This is a genomic window from Roseomonas sp. GC11 (assembly GCF_024437745.1).
Taxonomy (GTDB): domain Bacteria; phylum Pseudomonadota; class Alphaproteobacteria; order Acetobacterales; family Acetobacteraceae; genus Pseudoroseomonas.
The window spans coordinates 17,975-34,563 of the sequence record NZ_JANFNY010000054.1 but is presented as its reverse complement, the minus strand read 5'-3'; the positions used below and the strand labels follow the sequence as shown (position 1 = coordinate 34,563).

At 71.0% G+C, this 16,589-nt stretch carries 21 protein-coding genes and 1 tRNA gene; 5 read left to right on the top strand and 17 right to left on the bottom strand.

Going from position 1 to position 16,589, the window contains the following annotated elements; all coding sequences use genetic code 11:
* Together NON00_RS16485 and NON00_RS16480 are read left to right on the top strand one after the other, a co-directional pair.
* Positions 1 to 470: ATP phosphoribosyltransferase regulatory subunit (locus NON00_RS16485; RefSeq protein ID WP_256023151.1), on the top strand; the 470-nt coding region annotated here is incomplete at its 5' end.
* 2 nt (positions 471 to 472) lie between these two features.
* On the top strand, positions 473 to 1,762 hold the full coding sequence (locus tag NON00_RS16480) for an adenylosuccinate synthase (RefSeq protein ID WP_256023149.1): 1,290 nt from the start codon (positions 473 to 475) through the stop codon (positions 1,760 to 1,762).
* A gap of 165 nt (positions 1,763 to 1,927) precedes the next feature.
* Here the strand turns inward: NON00_RS16480 and rpoH are convergent, their stop codons facing one another.
* Both rpoH and NON00_RS16470 read right to left on the bottom strand, forming a co-directional pair.
* Positions 1,928 to 2,818, bottom strand: a complete 891-nt coding sequence (rpoH, locus tag NON00_RS16475) for an RNA polymerase sigma factor RpoH (RefSeq protein WP_256023146.1) — start codon at positions 2,816 to 2,818, stop codon at positions 1,928 to 1,930.
* 228 nt (positions 2,819 to 3,046) lie between these two features.
* On the bottom strand, positions 3,047 to 4,075 hold the full coding sequence (locus NON00_RS16470) for an RluA family pseudouridine synthase (protein WP_256023144.1): 1,029 nt from the start codon (positions 4,073 to 4,075) through the stop codon (positions 3,047 to 3,049).
* 25 nt (positions 4,076 to 4,100) lie between these two features.
* Between NON00_RS16470 and NON00_RS16465 the strand changes: the two genes are divergently transcribed.
* The 3 genes from NON00_RS16465 to NON00_RS16455 all read left to right on the top strand — a co-directional run bounded on the left by NON00_RS16465 (position 4,101) and on the right by NON00_RS16455 (position 4,751).
* Positions 4,101 to 4,349 (top strand): hypothetical protein, encoded by a 249-nt coding sequence (locus NON00_RS16465; RefSeq protein WP_256023155.1) that lies wholly within the window; start codon positions 4,101 to 4,103, stop codon positions 4,347 to 4,349.
* On the top strand, positions 4,279 to 4,629 hold the full coding sequence (locus tag NON00_RS16460) for a DUF2256 domain-containing protein (RefSeq protein ID WP_256023141.1): 351 nt from the start codon (positions 4,279 to 4,281) through the stop codon (positions 4,627 to 4,629). Before NON00_RS16465 ends, NON00_RS16460 begins: the two co-directional genes overlap by 71 nt.
* Positions 4,630 to 4,675: 46 nt before the next feature.
* Positions 4,676 to 4,751: transfer RNA gene (locus NON00_RS16455), tRNA-Glu, on the top strand.
* On the opposite strand, the gene NON00_RS16450 is transcribed toward NON00_RS16455, so the two are convergent.
* From NON00_RS16450 to NON00_RS16380, 15 genes are all read right to left on the bottom strand, one after another.
* Positions 4,739 to 5,176: a hypothetical protein gene (locus NON00_RS16450; protein ID WP_256023139.1), complete on the bottom strand. Its 438-nt coding sequence runs from the start codon at positions 5,174 to 5,176 to the stop codon at positions 4,739 to 4,741. The genes NON00_RS16455 and NON00_RS16450 overlap by 13 nt on opposite strands.
* Positions 5,101 to 5,280, bottom strand: coding sequence for a sulfite exporter TauE/SafE family protein (locus NON00_RS16445; protein ID WP_256023136.1), 180 nt, complete (start codon positions 5,278 to 5,280; stop codon positions 5,101 to 5,103). Before NON00_RS16445 ends, NON00_RS16450 begins: the two co-directional genes overlap by 76 nt.
* A gap of 380 nt (positions 5,281 to 5,660) precedes the next feature.
* Positions 5,661 to 5,801 carry a hypothetical protein gene (locus NON00_RS16440; RefSeq protein ID WP_256023134.1) on the bottom strand — a complete coding sequence of 47 codons (141 nt, stop codon included), beginning with the start codon at positions 5,799 to 5,801 and terminating at the stop codon, positions 5,661 to 5,663.
* A 167-nt stretch (positions 5,802 to 5,968) separates the two neighbouring features.
* Positions 5,969 to 6,598, bottom strand: a complete 630-nt coding sequence (locus NON00_RS16435; protein ID WP_256023132.1) for a hypothetical protein — start codon at positions 6,596 to 6,598, stop codon at positions 5,969 to 5,971.
* A gap of 291 nt (positions 6,599 to 6,889) precedes the next feature.
* A complete protein-coding gene (locus NON00_RS16430; protein WP_256023129.1) occupies positions 6,890 to 8,083 on the bottom strand; it encodes an AAA family ATPase in 1,194 nt (397 codons plus the stop codon).
* The gene (locus NON00_RS16425; protein ID WP_256023126.1) at positions 8,083 to 8,505 is read right to left on the bottom strand and encodes a hypothetical protein; all 423 of its coding nucleotides are present in this window, start codon (positions 8,503 to 8,505) and stop codon (positions 8,083 to 8,085) included. Before NON00_RS16425 ends, NON00_RS16430 begins: the two co-directional genes overlap by 1 nt.
* 3 nt (positions 8,506 to 8,508) lie before the next feature.
* Positions 8,509 to 8,769: a hypothetical protein gene (locus NON00_RS16420; RefSeq protein WP_256023124.1), complete on the bottom strand. Its 261-nt coding sequence runs from the start codon at positions 8,767 to 8,769 to the stop codon at positions 8,509 to 8,511.
* Positions 8,769 to 8,954: a hypothetical protein gene (locus NON00_RS16415; protein ID WP_256023121.1), complete on the bottom strand. Its 186-nt coding sequence runs from the start codon at positions 8,952 to 8,954 to the stop codon at positions 8,769 to 8,771. The genes NON00_RS16420 and NON00_RS16415 overlap by 1 nt, the downstream gene beginning before the upstream one ends.
* The gene (locus tag NON00_RS16410) at positions 8,951 to 9,343 is read right to left on the bottom strand and encodes a helix-turn-helix domain-containing protein (protein ID WP_256023119.1); all 393 of its coding nucleotides are present in this window, start codon (positions 9,341 to 9,343) and stop codon (positions 8,951 to 8,953) included. Before NON00_RS16410 ends, NON00_RS16415 begins: the two co-directional genes overlap by 4 nt.
* 87 nt (positions 9,344 to 9,430) lie before the next feature.
* A complete protein-coding gene (locus NON00_RS16405) occupies positions 9,431 to 9,781 on the bottom strand; it encodes a hypothetical protein (RefSeq protein ID WP_256023116.1) in 351 nt (116 codons plus the stop codon).
* Between the two features lie 97 nt (positions 9,782 to 9,878).
* On the bottom strand, positions 9,879 to 11,264 hold the full coding sequence (locus tag NON00_RS16400; RefSeq protein WP_256023113.1) for a site-specific integrase: 1,386 nt from the start codon (positions 11,262 to 11,264) through the stop codon (positions 9,879 to 9,881).
* A 507-nt stretch (positions 11,265 to 11,771) separates the two neighbouring features.
* A complete protein-coding gene (locus tag NON00_RS16395) occupies positions 11,772 to 12,425 on the bottom strand; it encodes a hypothetical protein (RefSeq protein WP_256023111.1) in 654 nt (217 codons plus the stop codon).
* Between the two features lie 357 nt (positions 12,426 to 12,782).
* A complete protein-coding gene (gene gltA / locus NON00_RS16390) occupies positions 12,783 to 14,087 on the bottom strand; it encodes a citrate synthase (RefSeq protein ID WP_256023109.1) in 1,305 nt (434 codons plus the stop codon).
* Positions 14,088 to 14,440: 353 nt separating this feature from the next.
* Positions 14,441 to 15,004, bottom strand: a complete 564-nt coding sequence (locus NON00_RS16385; protein WP_256023107.1) for a thermonuclease family protein — start codon at positions 15,002 to 15,004, stop codon at positions 14,441 to 14,443.
* Between the two features lie 90 nt (positions 15,005 to 15,094).
* Entirely contained in the window at positions 15,095 to 16,588 is a 1,494-nt protein-coding gene (locus NON00_RS16380; RefSeq protein WP_256023104.1) for a CHAD domain-containing protein, read from the bottom strand.
* Between the last annotated feature and the right edge of the window lies 1 nt (position 16,589).

Genomic DNA, 16,589 nt, shown 5'->3' with positions numbered 1-16,589 from the left:
ATGGCGCGCTGGCCGCCCTGGCCGCCGCCGACCTGCCGCCCGCCGCCCGCGCCATCGCCGACAATGCCGCCGCCGTCATCGCCGCCATCCGCGCCCGCGCGCCGGGGCTGCGCATCACGCTGGACCCGGTGGAGTTCCGCGGCCTGCATTATCATGTGGGGGTGGCCTTCACCCTCTACGGCCCCGGCGCCACCGGGGAGCTGGCGCGCGGCGGCCGCTACCGCAGCGGCGAGGAACCGGCGACCGGCATGACCCTCTATCCCGACGCGCTGCGCCGCGCGGCCGCCGCCCCGGTGGCCCGCCCGCGCGTCTTCCTGCCGCGGGGCACGGACCCGGCGGCGGCGGCGCGGCTGCGCGAACAAGGTTTTATCACGGTGGCGGCCCTTTCATCCGCCGACACGCCGCAGCGGCTGCGCTGCGGCCACATCCTGCGCGGCCAGGACGCCGCGCCCATCGAGGAGATCGCGTAGCCATGGCCAATGTCGCCGTGATCGGCGCCCAGTGGGGCGACGAAGGCAAGGGCAAGGTCGTTGACTGGCTGGCCAGCCGGGCGGATGTCGTCGTCCGCTTCCAGGGTGGCCACAATGCCGGCCATACCCTGGTGGTGGGGAACCAGACCTACAAGCTGTCGCTGCTGCCCTCCGGCGTGGTGCGCGGCAAGCTCGGCGTCATCGGCAATGGCGTGGTGCTCGACCCCGACGCCCTGCTCTCCGAGATTTCCCGCGTGCGCGGGCAGGGCCTTGATGTCGGCCCGCACAATCTGCGCATCGCCGAGAACACGCCGCTGATCCTGCCGCTGCATCCGGCGATCGACAAGGCGCGCGAGGAGGCCCGTGGCGCCGCCAAGATCGGCACCACCGGCCGCGGCATCGGCCCGGCCTATGAGGACAAGGTGGCCCGCCGCGCCATCCGCCTCTGTGACCTCGCCGAGCCGGAGACCCTCTCGGCCAAGCTCGACGAGCTGCTGCTGCACCACAACACCCTGCTGAAGGGCCTCGGCGCCGAGACCTTCGAGAAGCAGGACCTGCTGGACAAGCTGCTGGCCCTGGCGCCCAAGCTGCTGCCCTATGCCGAGGCGGTGTGGGAGCGCCTCGACGAGGCCCGCATCGCCGGCCGGCGCGTGCTCTTCGAGGGCGCGCAGGCGGTGATGCTGGATGTGGACCACGGCACCTATCCCTTCGTCACCTCCTCCAACACGGTGGCGGGCAACGCGGCGGCGGGCGCGGGCATCGGCCCGCACAGCGTCGGCATGGTGCTGGGCATCGCCAAGGCCTACACCACCCGCGTCGGCTCCGGCCCCTTCCCGACCGAGCTGTTCGACGAGATCGGCAAGCGCCTGGGCGAGCGGGGCCGCGAATTCGGCACCGTCACCGGCCGGCCGCGCCGCTGCGGCTGGTTCGATGCCTGCCTGGTGCGCCAGGCGGTGAAGGTGGGCGGCATCCAGGGCCTGGCCCTGACCAAGCTCGATGTGCTGGACGGCCTCTCCGAGCTGAAGATCTGCACCGGCTACCGGATCGATGGCGAGGTGGTGAAGCGCCTCCCCGCCGCCGCCGCCGCCCAGGCGAAGGCGGAGCCGATCTATGAGACGCTGGAAGGCTGGAGCCAGTCCACCCAGGGCGCGCGCTCCTGGGCCGAACTGCCGGCCACGGCGATCAAGTATGTGAAGCGGATCGAGGAACTGGTGGAAGCGCCGGTGACGCTGCTCTCCACCTCGCCGGAGCGCGACGACACCATTCTGGTGAGCGATCCCTTCGCGGGGTGACGTGTCAGGGGGCTCTGCCCCCTGGCCCCCGCCGGGGTGGCAGGGCCACCCCGGACCCCGCCGTCAGTTTGGCGTCCCGCCTGGACGGGAGACGGCGGCAGCCTGAAAGAAAAAAGATGGGGGTCCGGGGGAATTCATTCCCCCGGGCTTTTTTGTCGGACTTTTTCAGTCCACCGCCAGCCGGCGCTCCATGATCTGCGTCTTCATGCTCTTCTGGAGCTTCTCGAAGGCGCGGACCTCGATCTGGCGGACGCGCTCGCGGCTGATGTTGTACTGCTGCGAGAGTTCTTCCAGCGTGGTCGGCTCGTCCTTCAGGCGGCGCTCGATCAGGATGTGGCGTTCCCGCTCGTTCAGCGTCTTCAGCGCGGCGCCGAGAAGCTGGCGGCGGTTGGACATGTCCTGCCGTTCGGCGATCTCGGTTTCCTGGCTCTCGCTTTCATCCACCAGCCAGTCCTGCCACTCGCCCTCGCTGTCGGCGCGGACGGGCGCGTTCAGCGAGTTGTCGGGCGAGGCGAGGCGCCGGTTCATGGAGACGACGTCCTGTTCCGGCACCTGGAGGACGCGGGCGATCTTCTCCACCTGCTCGGGCTGGAGGTCGCCCTCCTCCAGGGCGGCCATCTGGCCCTTCAGCCGGCGCAGGTTGAAGAACAGCTTCTTCTGCGCGGCGGTGGTGCCCATCTTCACGAGCGACCAGGAATGCAGGATGTACTCTTGGATCGCGGCGCGGATCCACCACATGGCATATGTGGCCAGACGGAAGCCACGGTCGGGGTCGAAACGGCGGACCGCCTGCATCATCCCGACATTGCCCTCGCTGATCAGCTCGCCCACGGGCAGGCCGTAGCCGCGGTAGCCCATGGCGATCTTGGCGACGAGGCGCAGGTGGGAGGTAACGAGGCGATGCGCGGCCTGCTGGTTTCCCTGCTCCTTCCATTCCTTCGCCAGGCGGAGTTCTTCCTCCGGCGACAGCATGGGGAACTTACGGATCTCCTGCAGGTAGCGGGAGAGATTGCCCTCAGGGGCGATCGGGATCATCGACGAGGTCGTGGCAGCCATACTGCAATTGCCTCCTGCACCGGCCGGGAGCCCCTGTGACGGCGATCCCCGGCTCAAGTTCCGGGTCGCCCCTCCGCACGGGCCCTGACGCGCCGCCCTGGTCCCCGTTCACAGGAGGGGCCCAGGCCCGGCGGCCGCGCCATGGTGGTGGCACCCGGCGTTGGCGACAGGGGAACGCTACCTCTCCGCGCGCGGTTGCGCAAGAAAATCCCGACTGTAATAGTCGGGTTACCCCGGGTTACCATCCAGTAATGTGAGGAGGGCCTGCATGTCCGGCGGCAGCGGCGCGTGGAAGCGTAGCATCGCCCCCGTCACCGGATGATGAAAACCAAGGGTTTCCGCATGCAGGGCCTGGCGCGGGAAGGCCAGCAGGGCATCGCGCGCCGCCTCGGGCAGGCCGCGCGCGGCGGCGGGGAGGCGGCGCAGATAGACCGGGTCCCCCACCAGCGGATGGCCGATATGCGACAGGTGCACGCGAATCTGGTGCGTCCGCCCCGTCGCGAGGCGGCAGCGTAACAGGGCGCAACTGGTGCCGAAGGCGCGCTCGGTGCTGTAGCGCGTCAGGGCGTGCTTGCCGTTGCGGGTGACGACGGCCATGCGTTTGCGGTCCGTCGGGTGGCGGCCGATATCGGCGTCCACTTCGCCCGCGGCGGGGCTGGGCAGGCCCCAGGCCAGCGCCAGATAGGCGCGCTCCAGGTCGCGGCTGGCGAAGGCGGCGGAGAGGGTGGTGTGGGCCACCTCGCTCTTGGCCACGACCATGACGCCGGAGGTGTCCTTGTCCAGCCGGTGGACGATGCCCGGGCGCCTCTCGCCGCCGATGCCCGTCAGCTCCTCCCCCGCATGGGCGAGCAGGGCATTGACCAGGGTGCCGTCCTGGTTGCCCGGCGCGGGGTGGACGACCAGCCCGGCCGGCTTGTCCAGCACGATCAGGTGGCGGTCCTCGAACAGCACGGTGAGGGGGATGTCCTGCGCCTGGGGCGTGGCCGGGGCGGCGGCGGGGGGGGCCAGGACATAGGTGGCGCCGGGGCGGATGGCCTCGGAAGGGTCGGTGGCGGGCTGGCCGTCGCGGCGGACATGCCCGGCTTCGATCAGCGCCTTGACGCGCGAGCGCGACAGCGTGCCTATCCCCGCCGCCAGGAAGCGGTCGAGGCGGTTGCCCGCATCGGCCGGCCCGGCGGTGAGGGTGAAGGGGCCTTCCGGCGTGGTGCCGGTGGGTTGTCCGCTGGTGGTCTGGGGGGTGTCGGTGCGCGCGCTCAAGTTTCTGGTTGGCCTGATGGGGGTGATGATCATTGCCGGCACGGTGGCGCTGGTGGTGCTGCTGGTGCAGCGCATGAACAGCGCGGCGCGCGGGGTCGCCGCCGGGGTTAGCACGGAACTGGCGCTGCGGCAGCCGCCGGGCACGCGCATCGGCCAGATCGCGCCGCTGGAGGGCCGCCTGGCCGTGTGGGTGGAGCGCCCGGATGGCGCGCGCATCCTGCTGGTGGACCCGCAGGCGGGGAAGATTTCGGGCGAGATCCGCCTGGGGGAATGAGGAGGAGAAAAAGCGTTCTTTTTTGGAAAAAAGAACCAAAAAACCTTTTTCAGTTCAGCGTCCCACCGGGACGGGAGACGGCGGCAGCCTGAAAAAAAATCGCAAACCGCATCTGCCCGAGAAGGATTGCGCCGCCTGTGGCCGCCCCTTCGCATGGCGGAAGAAATGGGCGCGCGTGTGGGACGAAGTCCGCTATTGCAGCGAGGCCTGCCGGGAGGGGCGGCAGGGCGGGCGGCTTAAAAAGCATTCCGGTGGCGGAAATATGAAATCAGCCCCTTGATTAGCCCCGGCCCCGCCGATAAAAGCCCCCTCACACGACGCCTCCAGTCCCCTTCGTCTAGAGGCCTAGGACACCGCCCTCTCACGGCGGTAACAGGGGTTCGAATCCCCTAGGGGACGCCAAGGCTCGGATGCATCGCCTTGAAAAGGCTCAGCATCCGAAAGCCTCCCAGCGTCAGACCCCACCGCAGAACCCACACAGCGACTCGCCAGGAACAACGCGCCGGTTCGCGGTGGTATCCTGCCATTGGTGCGCCGCTCCGCTTCCCATCCTTCCCGCCCGGCAAGCTGGTGGCAAGGGGGCGCGCCGCCTGTCGCATCGCCTGCCAGCCCAAGTCCGCCCTCGCGCCAGCCGCCAGCAGGGCGGAGGCCCGCCGCGTCGCCACCGCCAGCCGGCGCGGATGCGGTAGCCAGCCCGGCCAGCGCAGCCTGCCGGGCGAGACGGCCAGCCGCGCCGAGGCATGCCCCAGCATCAGCAGCGCCGCCAGGGCCAGCAGCCCGGCCAGCAGCGCCGCCCCGGCGAGCCGCGCCAGGAAGGGGCCGCCCATGCCGCGCTCCGCCCCGTCTGCCGTCTGGCCAGCACGAAGGGCGCGCACATGCCGGCGCAATGCGTCACCCCGCCGGCCAGCCCGGCCAGGAAGAGCGCGCCCATCAGCCCATCCTGTAGGCGATCAGCCCAGCGCCGCCCGTCCTGGCAGGCCGCGCATGGCCTGCCCAATGCCGAGACGCGGAAAAAAAACAGGGGGGTGGGGGCCGGGGTGGGGGGTTTTTCGAGGGCGTTATTTTTGGATTGGCGGGGGTCCGCGTAAATCCCCGCCCCCTTCGACCGTTGCCGGCTGTCCCGCCCGCCAGATTTTTTTCCTGGCCGCGATGATGGGCACGGGGTGCCTGCGGACCCTGGCCAGAAACCGCCGCCGCTTGGCGCTGGCTGGGCTGTTTAGGGGTGGGATGTAGGGGTGCGGCGGCCAAGCCAGAAAAGCCTCTGGCGGGCGTCTGAGGGGCTTTTCTGGCGATGCCCTGCGCGCGGCCTGTCTATCGCCCGCTGCGCCCCACCTGCTCAAAGCCCTGGGCCAGCGCGTCAGCGCCGACGCCGGCCACGCCGGGGTTCACCTGCGCGGGCCGCACCCCGCCATCAAGCGGCGCGCGGCTGGTATAGGTCGGGAGTTGCGGCATGTGGCCAATTTCCTTTGCGAATGGGGGGCTGGCTGCCTAGGTTTGAGCTACCGCACGGGCCTTGAGCCATCCGCTGTTGCCCCACCGGCGTCATGGGCAGGCGAGACCATGGGGACGGTTTGGCCGGAAGCCGTTTCAGGGGGGAGCTCCCTGACCCGTCGCGGGCCTCAGTCTCGGTCGCCTTCGATCGTCGGTTTCGTCCGGGTGGCATCCAGCAGCGCCGCGGCCTCACCCGGTAGCACAAGCTGGATGGTGATCCCGCCAGCAGTCCCGCCCTGCCCGGTCTGCGCCTGCCCCCATTCCGTCCGGCTGCTTGGGTCGGTGGTCAGCAAGAAGCGATCCGCCCCCGTGTCGCCCCGCGCGCCCGCAGCTTCCAGTCGCGCCACCCGCCGAAGGCCCTTCTGCGCCTCGGCCGCCTCCACCTCGCGCAGGAAGCCCGGATCCTCGATCAGCCATTGCCGCAGCAACTCGCCGCTGATGCCCGCCGCGGCTGCCGCCATCGTCCGCGTGCCGCCGGCGGCGATGGTGGCAACGATTTTCTGCATCGAAAGGAAGCTTCGCTTCCCGGTCGCCGCCAGCCGCCGATCCGCCGGGGTCTGCGGGGACAGTAGCCGCTTGCCCGTCTCCGTCTCGGCCAGGCGCTGGGCTTCCGGGTCTCGCGTCCAGCCCAGTTCCCGCACCAGCCCCGCCACCGCCTGCCGGGTCACTCCCTGCGCCCGGGCGATCGCCCCAAGGCTGGCACCAGCGCGAAAGGCGGCCTCAGCCGCCGCTCGGTCGATTTTTCGAACACGAGGCATCTTTTGGCCTTTCAGCCTGACGTGAAACGGAACCCCCGCAGCCATGAGCAGGAGGGCGCGTGAGGTTGGGGGAGTGCGTGCCACACCCGCCCGAGCCGCCGCCGCGATGGCTGCGGCAAGCGGGCGGGGGAGAGGGGGCTTTTCCGCCTCTCCTGCTCCCCGCCGAGGGAGGGGGTTACTCCTCACTCCCCAACTCCCCGCCCCTAAAGGGGCGTGGGGAGTTTGGGGAGTTGGGGAGTAAACTCCCCGGCGCTTGGGGAGTGAGTTGGGGAGTGGTGGGGAGTTCATGGCTTAGAGCACCCACACCAGATCACGACTGAAACCGAGAATTCCCTTTTCTTTCAAGCGCTCCAAGGCCCTGTTCTCGGTCTTGTAACCCGCATCCGTCAGGCCGGATTTACTGGGGAGTTCGCTGGGGAGTTGGCTCTCGGGGAAGAAACCGGCCAAAATGAGCCTTTCCCGGAGCACTTGCCGCGCAACGGCCTCCACTTTTGGCATCCCCGGCAGGGGCGAAACCGGGCTTCCGGCGCCCTCAATGACTAGGTTGCGGAGCGTCTGCACGAGCGTTGCCTGCTGTGGCGTGATCTTGTCCTCGCGCGTGTTGCGGCTGCCCGAGGCGGCCCCCACCTCCTGCGCCTCCTCCGCCACCAGCGAGGCGCGCGGGGCGCCATCCGCATCGGGGGGCAAGTCGATGCGCCGCAGCCGGAAGGGCAGGGCCGCGCCGCCTTCATCGTCCTTGGCGTCGGTCACGGTTGCCAGATGCGGCGCGCCATCGGCCCCGCGCTCCACCCTCGCGACCAGATCGGCCGCACCGACCAGGGCGCCGGAGCCGCGGGGCGAGGTGGCCTCGGCAGACTTGGCGCCGTGGTGGATGACCAGCACATGCGCCCCCGTCTCCACGCGCAGGTGGTCCAGCGCCGCAACGAAGGCCGCCATATCGCGCGCGGAATTTTCGTCGCCCTCGCCAAAGGTCCGGGCCAGCGTGTCCAGAACGATGAGATCAGCCTTGAAGCCACGCGCGGCGGCGACCAGCGCGGCCAGGTCAAGGCAGGGCGGGCCAATGGTGATGGGCTGCGCGACCATGGCGAAGTTCCCGCCGGCATCGCCCATCTCGGCGCGCAGGGCCGCCACCCGGTTGCGGAGCCCACCAGCACCTTCGGCGGCGACGTAGAGCGCCCGGCAGCGGGCAGCGGCGCGCCCCCACATGCCGATGCCGCAAGCCAGCCCGTAAGCCAGACGCATCGCCAGGAAAGATTTCCCGGTTTTCGCCGCACCCCAGATCACGGACAGTTCGCCGCGCCCGAGCAGGCCGGCCAGCAGGTGCTGCCGGGGTGGCAGCACGGCCAGGTCATCGGGCAGCAGCAGGCGGAGCGGCCGGCGGGTCGGATCGGGGGCGGCGGCCCTGGCCGCCGTCTCTGCGCGGTCGCGGGCGAACGCGGCGGCGGTGGCGGCGGCGGCGGTGGTATGGGGCGGTAATCCGTCCATCAGCGCGCCTCCCCCCAGGTGCGGCAGGCCAGCGAGCACAACGCGGCGGCGGTCAGGGTGGGCTTGTCGGTCAGCCATGCAACCGCCTCGGCCAACCCGACGCCCTCGGCGTGGCCGGCGGCGCATCGCCACCGCAGCGTGGCGGCATCCAGCAGCACGGGCGGCAGGCCGGCGCGGTGCAGGATCAGCCGGCCATCAGAAGCCGGCGCCACCTCATCCACCACCAGCCCGAGCACGCGGGCCAGCAGCGAGGGCGGCGGGCGATCTGGCGGGCAAATCTGGTGGGGCAACCGCGCTTCCAGCCGGACGCGGTAGCGCGTCGCCCGTTCGTGCAGGGCGCCGGGGTCCAGGCGGCCCGCCGCCGCAGCGTTGCCCGGCGGAACGGCTCCGCCGGGGGCGGAATGGGGGGCGGCAGCGGTCACGGGTCAAAGGTCCTTGGCGGGCGCCGTGGCGGTGGGCGCGGCGGGGCAAGCCTCCATCGCGCGATGCGTGGCGCCATTGCGGTCGGGGCGGGCGAGGGGCAGCACCACCACCGCCCGCCCGCCGATCGTGCCGCGCAGGCAGGGGCGCGCCTCGCCGCACGCGCCGGGCGTCAGGCGGCCGATTTCGCGCAGGATCAGGCGGGGCTCGCCCTCGCCGGGTGCCAAAAGGCGCGGTAGGGTGCGGCGAGGGGCGGGGCGGGGCATCAGCGCCGCCTCTTCGCCCCGCCGCCCTGCCGGGCTTCCTCGCGGTCAATCGTCTGCATCAGCGCCGACCACCCGGTGCCGGGTGCCAGGGGGCGGGCCGCGATCCGCGCGGGCTCGGTCTGGGCTGCGCGGCGCTGGCGCTCGGCCTCGCGGCGGGCGGTCCAGTCCATCCGCTTGCCGCTCATTCGGCGGTGCCCCCGCGCGCCAGCTTCTCCACCGCGGCGGCGTGGACCAGGCGCCGGCCGCCGATCTGCACCGAGGTCAACGAGCCATCATTGATCCGCCGCCGGATCGTCGCGGACGACAGGCCCAACAGGCGGCCGGCCTCGGCCAGGCTCAGGAGAAGGGGCGCAGGCTTGGAAGAAGCCGCTTCATCTCGACAAATATTCATGGCGTGGAATAATCCTCTGCACACGGGATCATTTGATAACGGAGAAAATCCCCGAGTTTCATCAAGAAAATAAGCGATAACGCGGAGCGATTTGCGCTTGTCGCAATCGTTGTTGTTTCGTCCGAATTGGTTTTGATTTCTTTTGCAACGCGTTGCGCGCGGCTGCGCTTGCGTTCGGCGCAATCGCGGGGCCTCAAAAAATCTTCGCCGCGCGCGAGGGTGCATCCCGGCCGGGGCCGAGACGCCTCCCCCGCGCGGCAAAGCGTGGGGTTATCGATGCAGAAGGGCGCTCAGCAGCGCGTCCAACAGCCGGGCGGTATCGACTGCCCCGGCGTCGCCGTCGTCGATCTGAACGCGGCGGGCGACCATGCACGCCAAGGCCCGCATATCGTCGGGACCATTCGGCCGGGCGGCGGTGGCGGCCTCTTCCAGGCGCGCCAACTCTGCGGCCAGGGCGGCGGCTCGGCGGCCCGTGGGGCGTCGCCGCGCGGCGTCGCGCTCAATCTGCGCCTGCCACGCGTCGGCGGTCTTTGCCCATGTCGCCGCAATCGCAACGAGCTCGATTTCGAGCGTGCGATTCTGTTCCCGCGCGATATGCTCGCGCGCAGCCTGAAAGGCCATGGCGGTTCTCCATGCCTGAAGGCGATGATCCCGCAGGCGTTCCAGCGCCTGCGGGGTCGCCTCTATGCCGCCGGGGGAGCCGCCCCGGCTCGGATCACTATCCCGCGGCGGCCTCCCGCTTCATGGGGATGATTTCGACGGGCGCCGCGCCGGAGCACCAGGCGGCCCATGCCTCCATGAGCGGCACGCGCTGGCCGAACATGTCGGACCTGCGATAACGCTCACTCACGGATGTGTCGTTGTGGTGGGCCAGCGCCCTCTCGGCGGCCTCCGCGTCGCCGGGGCGGGTGTCATCCGTCCAGGTCCGGAAGCTGCTGCGGAAGCCATGGGGCACCGCTTCCCGCCCGTCGGGATCACGCCAGGGCGGCGGGGCGCCCTCGGGCCGCGTGGCGTTCATCCGGCGCATGACGGCGGAGAGGGACATATCGGATAGGGGCGCGACGCGCCGGCCGCCGGGGAACACCAAGGCATCGCCGAGCAGGGGCGCCAGCCGGGGGAGGTCCTCCACCCTCGCCGGGTGCCCGGCCTGGAAGGCGTAGGCGGCGGCCAGCACGTCCAGCGCGGCGGGCGCCAGCGGCACGCGGTGGGCGCGCACCTCCGCCCCCTTGCCGCCCTTCATGCGTTCGGCGGCGACGGTCCAGACGGGCATCTCCCCCGAAAGGTCGAATTCCGACCAGCGGGCGCCGCGCACCTCTCCGGAGCGCAGGGCCGTCAACACCAGCAGCCGCAGGGCCAGCGGGGCCGCGCCCTCCATGCCGCGCAGGGCCGCGTAGAAGGCCGGCACCGCGCGCCAGGGCAGGGCGGGCTGCTTGCGGCCACCGGGCAGGACAGGCAGACCGGCGTTGCGGAGCATCTTGACGTCGGCGGCGTTGTCGTTGGATCGCCAGCCATGAGCAGCGGCATAGCGCAGGATGGCGCCGATGCGCCGCACGATCTTGCGGCCGGTGGCCGCGCGCGTGCGCCACACATCGTCCACGGCGCGCAGCACGGCGGCCCGGTCGATGGCGTCGATCGGCATAGGGCCGAGCACCGGCATGGCGTGGGCCTTGAGCGATCCCCGCCACAGGTCGGCGGTGCGGCCGTGCTTCCAGCCGCTGGCGGTTCTGGTGATATATTCCTCCGCCACGGCGGCGAAGGTGCGGGCGGCAGCAGCAGCTGCGGCGGCGGCTTCCGCCCGGCGCTGCTGGGCATCGGCCTCGCGCTGGGCAATCGGGTCTTTGCCCTTCACCACCAGGCGGCGGGCTTCCTCGGCGGCCTCACGCGCGGCGGCCAGCCCAACCAGCGGATAGCCGCCAAGGCCCATGTCCCGCCGCCGGCCATCCACGGTCAGCCGGCACAGCCACACGCGGGCGCCGCTGGGCTTGACCTCCAGCAGCAGCCCCCCGCCATCCGAGATGCGATAGGGCCGCTCACGGGGCTTCAATGCCTCGATGGCCTTGACGGTCAAATTCTGGCGGGCGCGGCGGGTGGCGGTGCGGGGCATCGGATCGTGGGGTCTGGTCAGAACCTTCCCACGGTAAACCCCACCTTAGGACCGCGCTAGCCTGAAAAGCGATGATGCGCCGTGATTGGAAAAACGCTGTGCCAATCAAGGGAGTTCTCGCCTAGATGGCTCTGTCTGGAATCTGCTGCCTCGCTTGTTTTGCGTCCCTAGGGGACGCCAAGGTTTTTCGAAAGCCTTGTGCCAGTCAGGTTGGTCACTTCCGAATTATGGATCGGTTGCGCAGATGGCGGGGTTTTCCCCGCCCGCTGCCGTTTGTGCGTGTCATGCGCGGTGTGCGGGGCATTGAGAGAGCGTTTGAGAATGCCGGCGGCGGAGGATCCGCGAGGGATTTTTTGGCCTTGCCAGGCGGCGGGCGCCGCCGATGCGGGTTACATCGGCAAGCCCGCCAACGAAGCAAGGGTGGAAAAGACCCGCGGAACCGACCCGCCCGGTCTTCTCAAACGGTCTCTGAGCCCCTTGCGCGGCTGAAGGCTTCGGCGCCTCGCCTCATGGCAGGCGCATGAAGTTTGCGGCGCCGGAGGCGCGGGAGATCAGCGCCTGCATGGCCGGGTTGCTGGCGCCCTCCTCGTCGGTCAGGGCGTCCATCGGGCAGAAATACTCATGCGCCTGCGGCATCTGGGTGCGGGCGAAGCCGTCATATTGCCGGCTCTTGAGGCCGTAGAGGACGCGGACATCCCGCACCGGCAGCACCAGGGGCTCGACCGGCTCCTGCCGCACGAGGCGGATGCGGCGCCAGCGTGGCAGCTTGTCATCGGGCTGGAGCGGCGCCGTCAGCCACGCCACCGGGCAGACCGCCAGCAGCGAGGTGGTGGAGGGCGCGAAGCGCGACCGCTTGTCCAGCAGGTTCTGCAGCGTCGAGCAGGCCTCGATACAGAGGATGTCGCAATAGGCATCGGCCGGGTCGTGGCTGAAATGCAGCCAGAGCCCATCCGGCAGGGTGCGCAGCCGGTTGGAGCCGGGCAGGCGCAGGAAGGGATGGGCCGTGACGTCCGACTCGCCAGGCCTGGCGCGCATCCAGACGCCCCGTTGCTTGGGGGTGTCGAGCGCCCCCGGGGGGCGCTGTGGCCAGTTGCGCAGCCGCCGGCGCACGAGCTCATCCAGCGAACGGTGAACGAGTTCCGGTCTGTCAATGTTGCGCATTACAGGAATTCCGCCCACGTTTTGCAACTCATGCGCGGTATTGATGACGATCACGGTTCCGTGAGCAAGAGGAAATTTGCAAAAACTCTTGAAATAATTGGCTTGCTGATCCGGTGGAGCCTCTATGGGGCCGGGCGAAAGCTATGCGCGGCCGTGCGGGGATTTGGCAAACGGCATGGGCGGCAGGGCGTTGCGCGCCGTTCTTGTGTTTTTACGAAAAGAAAACCCCGCCGCGGGCTGCCGCGGCGGGGTTTTCGAGTCTGGGCCCGAGTCCCACCCAGGGGGCGGGACCGGTGCCGGAAAGCTGGCTTCGGGAAGCTGGCGGCCGGGGGCGCGGCGGGGCGCCCGCGGAAGCCCTCAGCGCTTGTCGGCGGGGACGTAGTCGCGCGCGGTGGCGCCGGTGTAGATCTGGCGCGGGCGGCCGATGCGCTGGGCCGGGTCCTCGATCATTTCCTTCCACTGGCTCACCCAGCCCACGGTGCGGGCCACGGCGAAGAGGACGGTGAACATCTGCGTCGGGATGCCCATCGCCTTCAGGATGATGCCCGAGTAGAAATCGACGTTCGGGTAGAGCTTGCGGCTGACGAAATACTCGTCCTCCAGCGCGATCTTCTCGAGCGCCACGGCGAGGTCGAGCAGCGGCTCGTCCTTGATGCCGAGCTCGGCCAGCACCTCATGGCAGGTGGCCTGCATGATCTTCGCGCGCGGGTCGAAGTTCTTGTAGACGCGGTGGCCGAAGCCCATGAGCTTCACGCCGGAGTTCTTGTCCTTCACCTTCTCGATGAAGGCGGGGATGTTCTCGACGGAGCCGATCTCGGCCAGCATCTTCAGCACGGCCTCGTTGGCGCCGCCATGGGCGGGGCCCCAGAGGGCGGCGATGCCGGCGGCGATACAGGCGAAGGGGTTGGCGCCCGTCGAGCCGGCCAGGCGCACCGTGGAGGTGGAGGCGTTCTGCTCGTGGTCGGCGTGCAGGACCAGGATGCGGTCCATGGCGCGGGAGAGGATGGGGTTGGGCTTCCACTCCTCGGCCGGGACGGCGTTCAGCATGTACAGGAAGTTCTCCGCGTAGGAGAGGTCGTTCCGCGGGTACATGAAGGGCTGGCCGATGGAGTACTTGTAGGCCCAGGCCGCGATCGTCGGCACCTTGGCGATCAGGCGGAAGGCCGCGATCTCGCGCTGCTGCGGGTCGTTGATGTCGAGGCTGTCGTGGTAGAAGGCCGAGAGCGCGCCGACGACGCCGCAGAGCACGGCCATCGGGTGGGCGTCGCGGCGGAAGCCGTTGAAGAAGCTGCGGAGCTGCTCATGCACCATGGTGTGCAGGGTGACGCCGCGCTCGAAGGTCTTCAGCTCGGCCGGGGTCGGCAGCTTGCCGTTCAGCAGGAGGTAGGAGACTTCCAGGAAGTTGCTCTTCTCCGCCAGCTGCTCGATCGGGTAGCCGCGATAGAGCAGGACGCCCTGGTCACCGTCGATATAGGTGATGGCGCTCTCGCAGGCGGCGGTGCCGCCATAGCCGGGGTCGAAGGTGAAGACGCCCAGGTCGTTGTAGAGCTTGCGGATATCGAAGACATCGGGCCCAATGGAGCCCTGGATCAGCGGCAGTTTGGCGGTCTTGCCAGACTCGTCGAGCGTGACGGTAACGGACCCTTTGGCCGTGCTGCTCATGGCGTCTTCCTCGTATGGGGAGGGCGGCGCCGTTCCTGGGGGAATGGCGGCGCCGTCTATGATGCAGCGCAAGATTACGCCCCGCCCCGCGCGCTTGTCCATCCGGCGGGCTGTGCCTGCCGGTGCCGCAACGATGGCATGGCCTGAAAAAGCGTCCAGGAATCCCTGGCGGGCAAGCCCCTGGCTTGTTTGCAACCCCAACTGAAAGCGGGGTCCGGGGTGGCCTTGCCACCCCGGCCGGAGGGTTCGGGAGGGCGGAGCCCTCCCGGTTTTCTGTTGGTTTGGCTTCGGGAGGGCGGAGCCCTCCCGGTTTTCTGCCGGCTTGGGTTCGGGAGGGCGGAGCCCTCCCGGTATCAGAAGCGGCCGCGCCAGCTGGCCGGGGCGCCTTCGGGGAAGGACCAGAGGCCGCGGCGGGCGTCGCGGGCGCCTTGCTCGGCGGCCTGCATGGCGGTGTTGCCGGCCTCGGCGAGGGCCCAGCCGGCGGCGACCAGGGCGGTGTTGGCTTCCACTCCGCCGGCCTGGCAGATGCCCAGGGCGCGGCCGAAGGGGTCGCGCCCCTGGACGCGGCAGGAGAGGTCGCGGTTCTGCACGAGCTGGGCGAGGGCCTCGGCCGCGCCGCCGCCGCAGTCGAAGCCGACGCCGCTGGCGGTGCTGCAGGTCTGGCCGCGCACGGGGGAGACGAGGCCGGCGAGGCGCAGCGTGCGCTCACCGAGGCGCAGCGTATCGCCATCGACCACCCGGATTTGGGCGGCGGCGGCGTTCCAGTCCTGCTCGCGGGGGGCGGAGCCGAAGAGATTGGCCGGCAGGCCGAGCCCGGTCAGCACCAGGGCCGAGAGGGCCATGATGCTGCCCATGGCGATACCGCGCCAGCGGCGTGGCGCAGGGGCGGGGCGGAAGATGCGGCGACGGGTCAACACGCGGCGAAGCGTTAGACGAGTGCTCCGGCGCGTTCAAGCGCGCAAAAATTCGTTGTTAACCCGTTTCGCGGCAGGCGCGAGGGTCCTGGGCTAGCCATGCTCCCAGAACGGGTCAAGCCGGGCGAAACGCTGCCAGGCCGCCAGGGCGCCGGCGCGCATGCCCTGGCCGGAGGCCAGGGCCCAGCCCTCGGCGAGGCCGATGGCCCAGCCCGGCGCGGCGGGCCGGCCCTCGGCGCGGCGGGCGAGTCCGGCCATCAGGGCGCGGGCGGTGACGGCGTCGTTGGCGAGGCCGAGGGCCTCCTGCAGGGCGGAGAGGCGGCGGAGGTAGCGGCGGGCCGGCTTGCCGGGCCAGAGGGGGGCGAAGAGCTCGGCGGCGTAGCGCAGGCGCTTGGCCTCCAGGCGCAGGGCGTGCAGCTCGGCATCCGGCAGGCTGGCGATGCCCTTGGCCCCCTTCATGAGCCTGCGGCGGCGGCGGGTGAGGACGGCGCGCGCCCAATGGCGGAGCGGCGGGGCCTCTTCCCCCGGCGGCAGGGCGGGGGCCCAGTCCGGCAGGGCGGCGGCGCGCAGGGCGGCCCAGACCAGGGCGCGGAATTCCGGCCCCTCGAGCAGCGTGGCGAGGCGGGCATAGGCGTCCAGGCGGCGCTGCTCGGCGCGGCGCAGCAGGCGGTTCCAGCGGGGTTCCGGCCGTTGCGGGGTGCCGAGTGCGGCGGAGATCTCGGCGGCCAGGCCGGTGAGGAAGACATCCCATTCCCGCGCCTCGCCCAGGGCGCGGGCGAAGCCGCGCAGGGCGGCATCCAGCTCGCGCAGGGTGGGGCCGTCCAGCAGCGGGCGGAAGAGGCGGAGGCAGGAGCGCAGGCGGCGGGTGGCGACGCGCATCTGGTGGACGGCGAGCGGCCCGGCCTCCGGCCGCGCGAGCGGGGCATGGGCGAGCACCACGCCGGTGGCGTGGGCGATGGCCAGGGCGAGGGCGTCGGTGGGGGTTGCCACCCCGCCGAGATCGGGGGCGCCGCGGCGGGCTGGGGTTTCCGGCCCGCCGCCGGCCAGGGCCAGGGCGGCCTCGTCGAGGCTCCGGGCGCAGGGCAGCAGCGGGAGATCGCGCGCCAGCAGGGTGGCGAGGCCGAGCACGGCCTCGGCCGGGCCGCGCAGTTCCAGGCGGCAGAGGGGGGCCTCGGCGGTGCCGGCGCGCAGCCGCCCCTGGCGCAGGGCGAGGGCCACGCCCGCCTCCCCCGGCGGGGCGGCGTGGTGGCGGCGCCCGGCATAGCTGGCGCGTGGCAGAAGGTCGTGCCCGGCGAGGGCGGCGGGGCTGGTTTCTTCCTCGAGGGGCGGGGCGAGCAGGCCGGGCAGGGGCAGTGGCTCGGCCGGGCCCAGCCGGTGCAGGCTGCGCCCGCCCGCCGGGGCGGTGTGCGGCGGCGCGCGCAGGGCCTGCCCGGCCGCGGCCAGGTGGCCGCCGGCGCTGTCGAGCCAGAGCCATTCCTCGGCCTCGGCCTCGGCTGCGGGCCTGGGGTGGCCGGAGAGGGCGGGGTGGCGCCAGAGCCGCGCCGCCGCGGCCTCGGGCAGGCTCAGCTCCAGCGCCAGGGCTGTCATC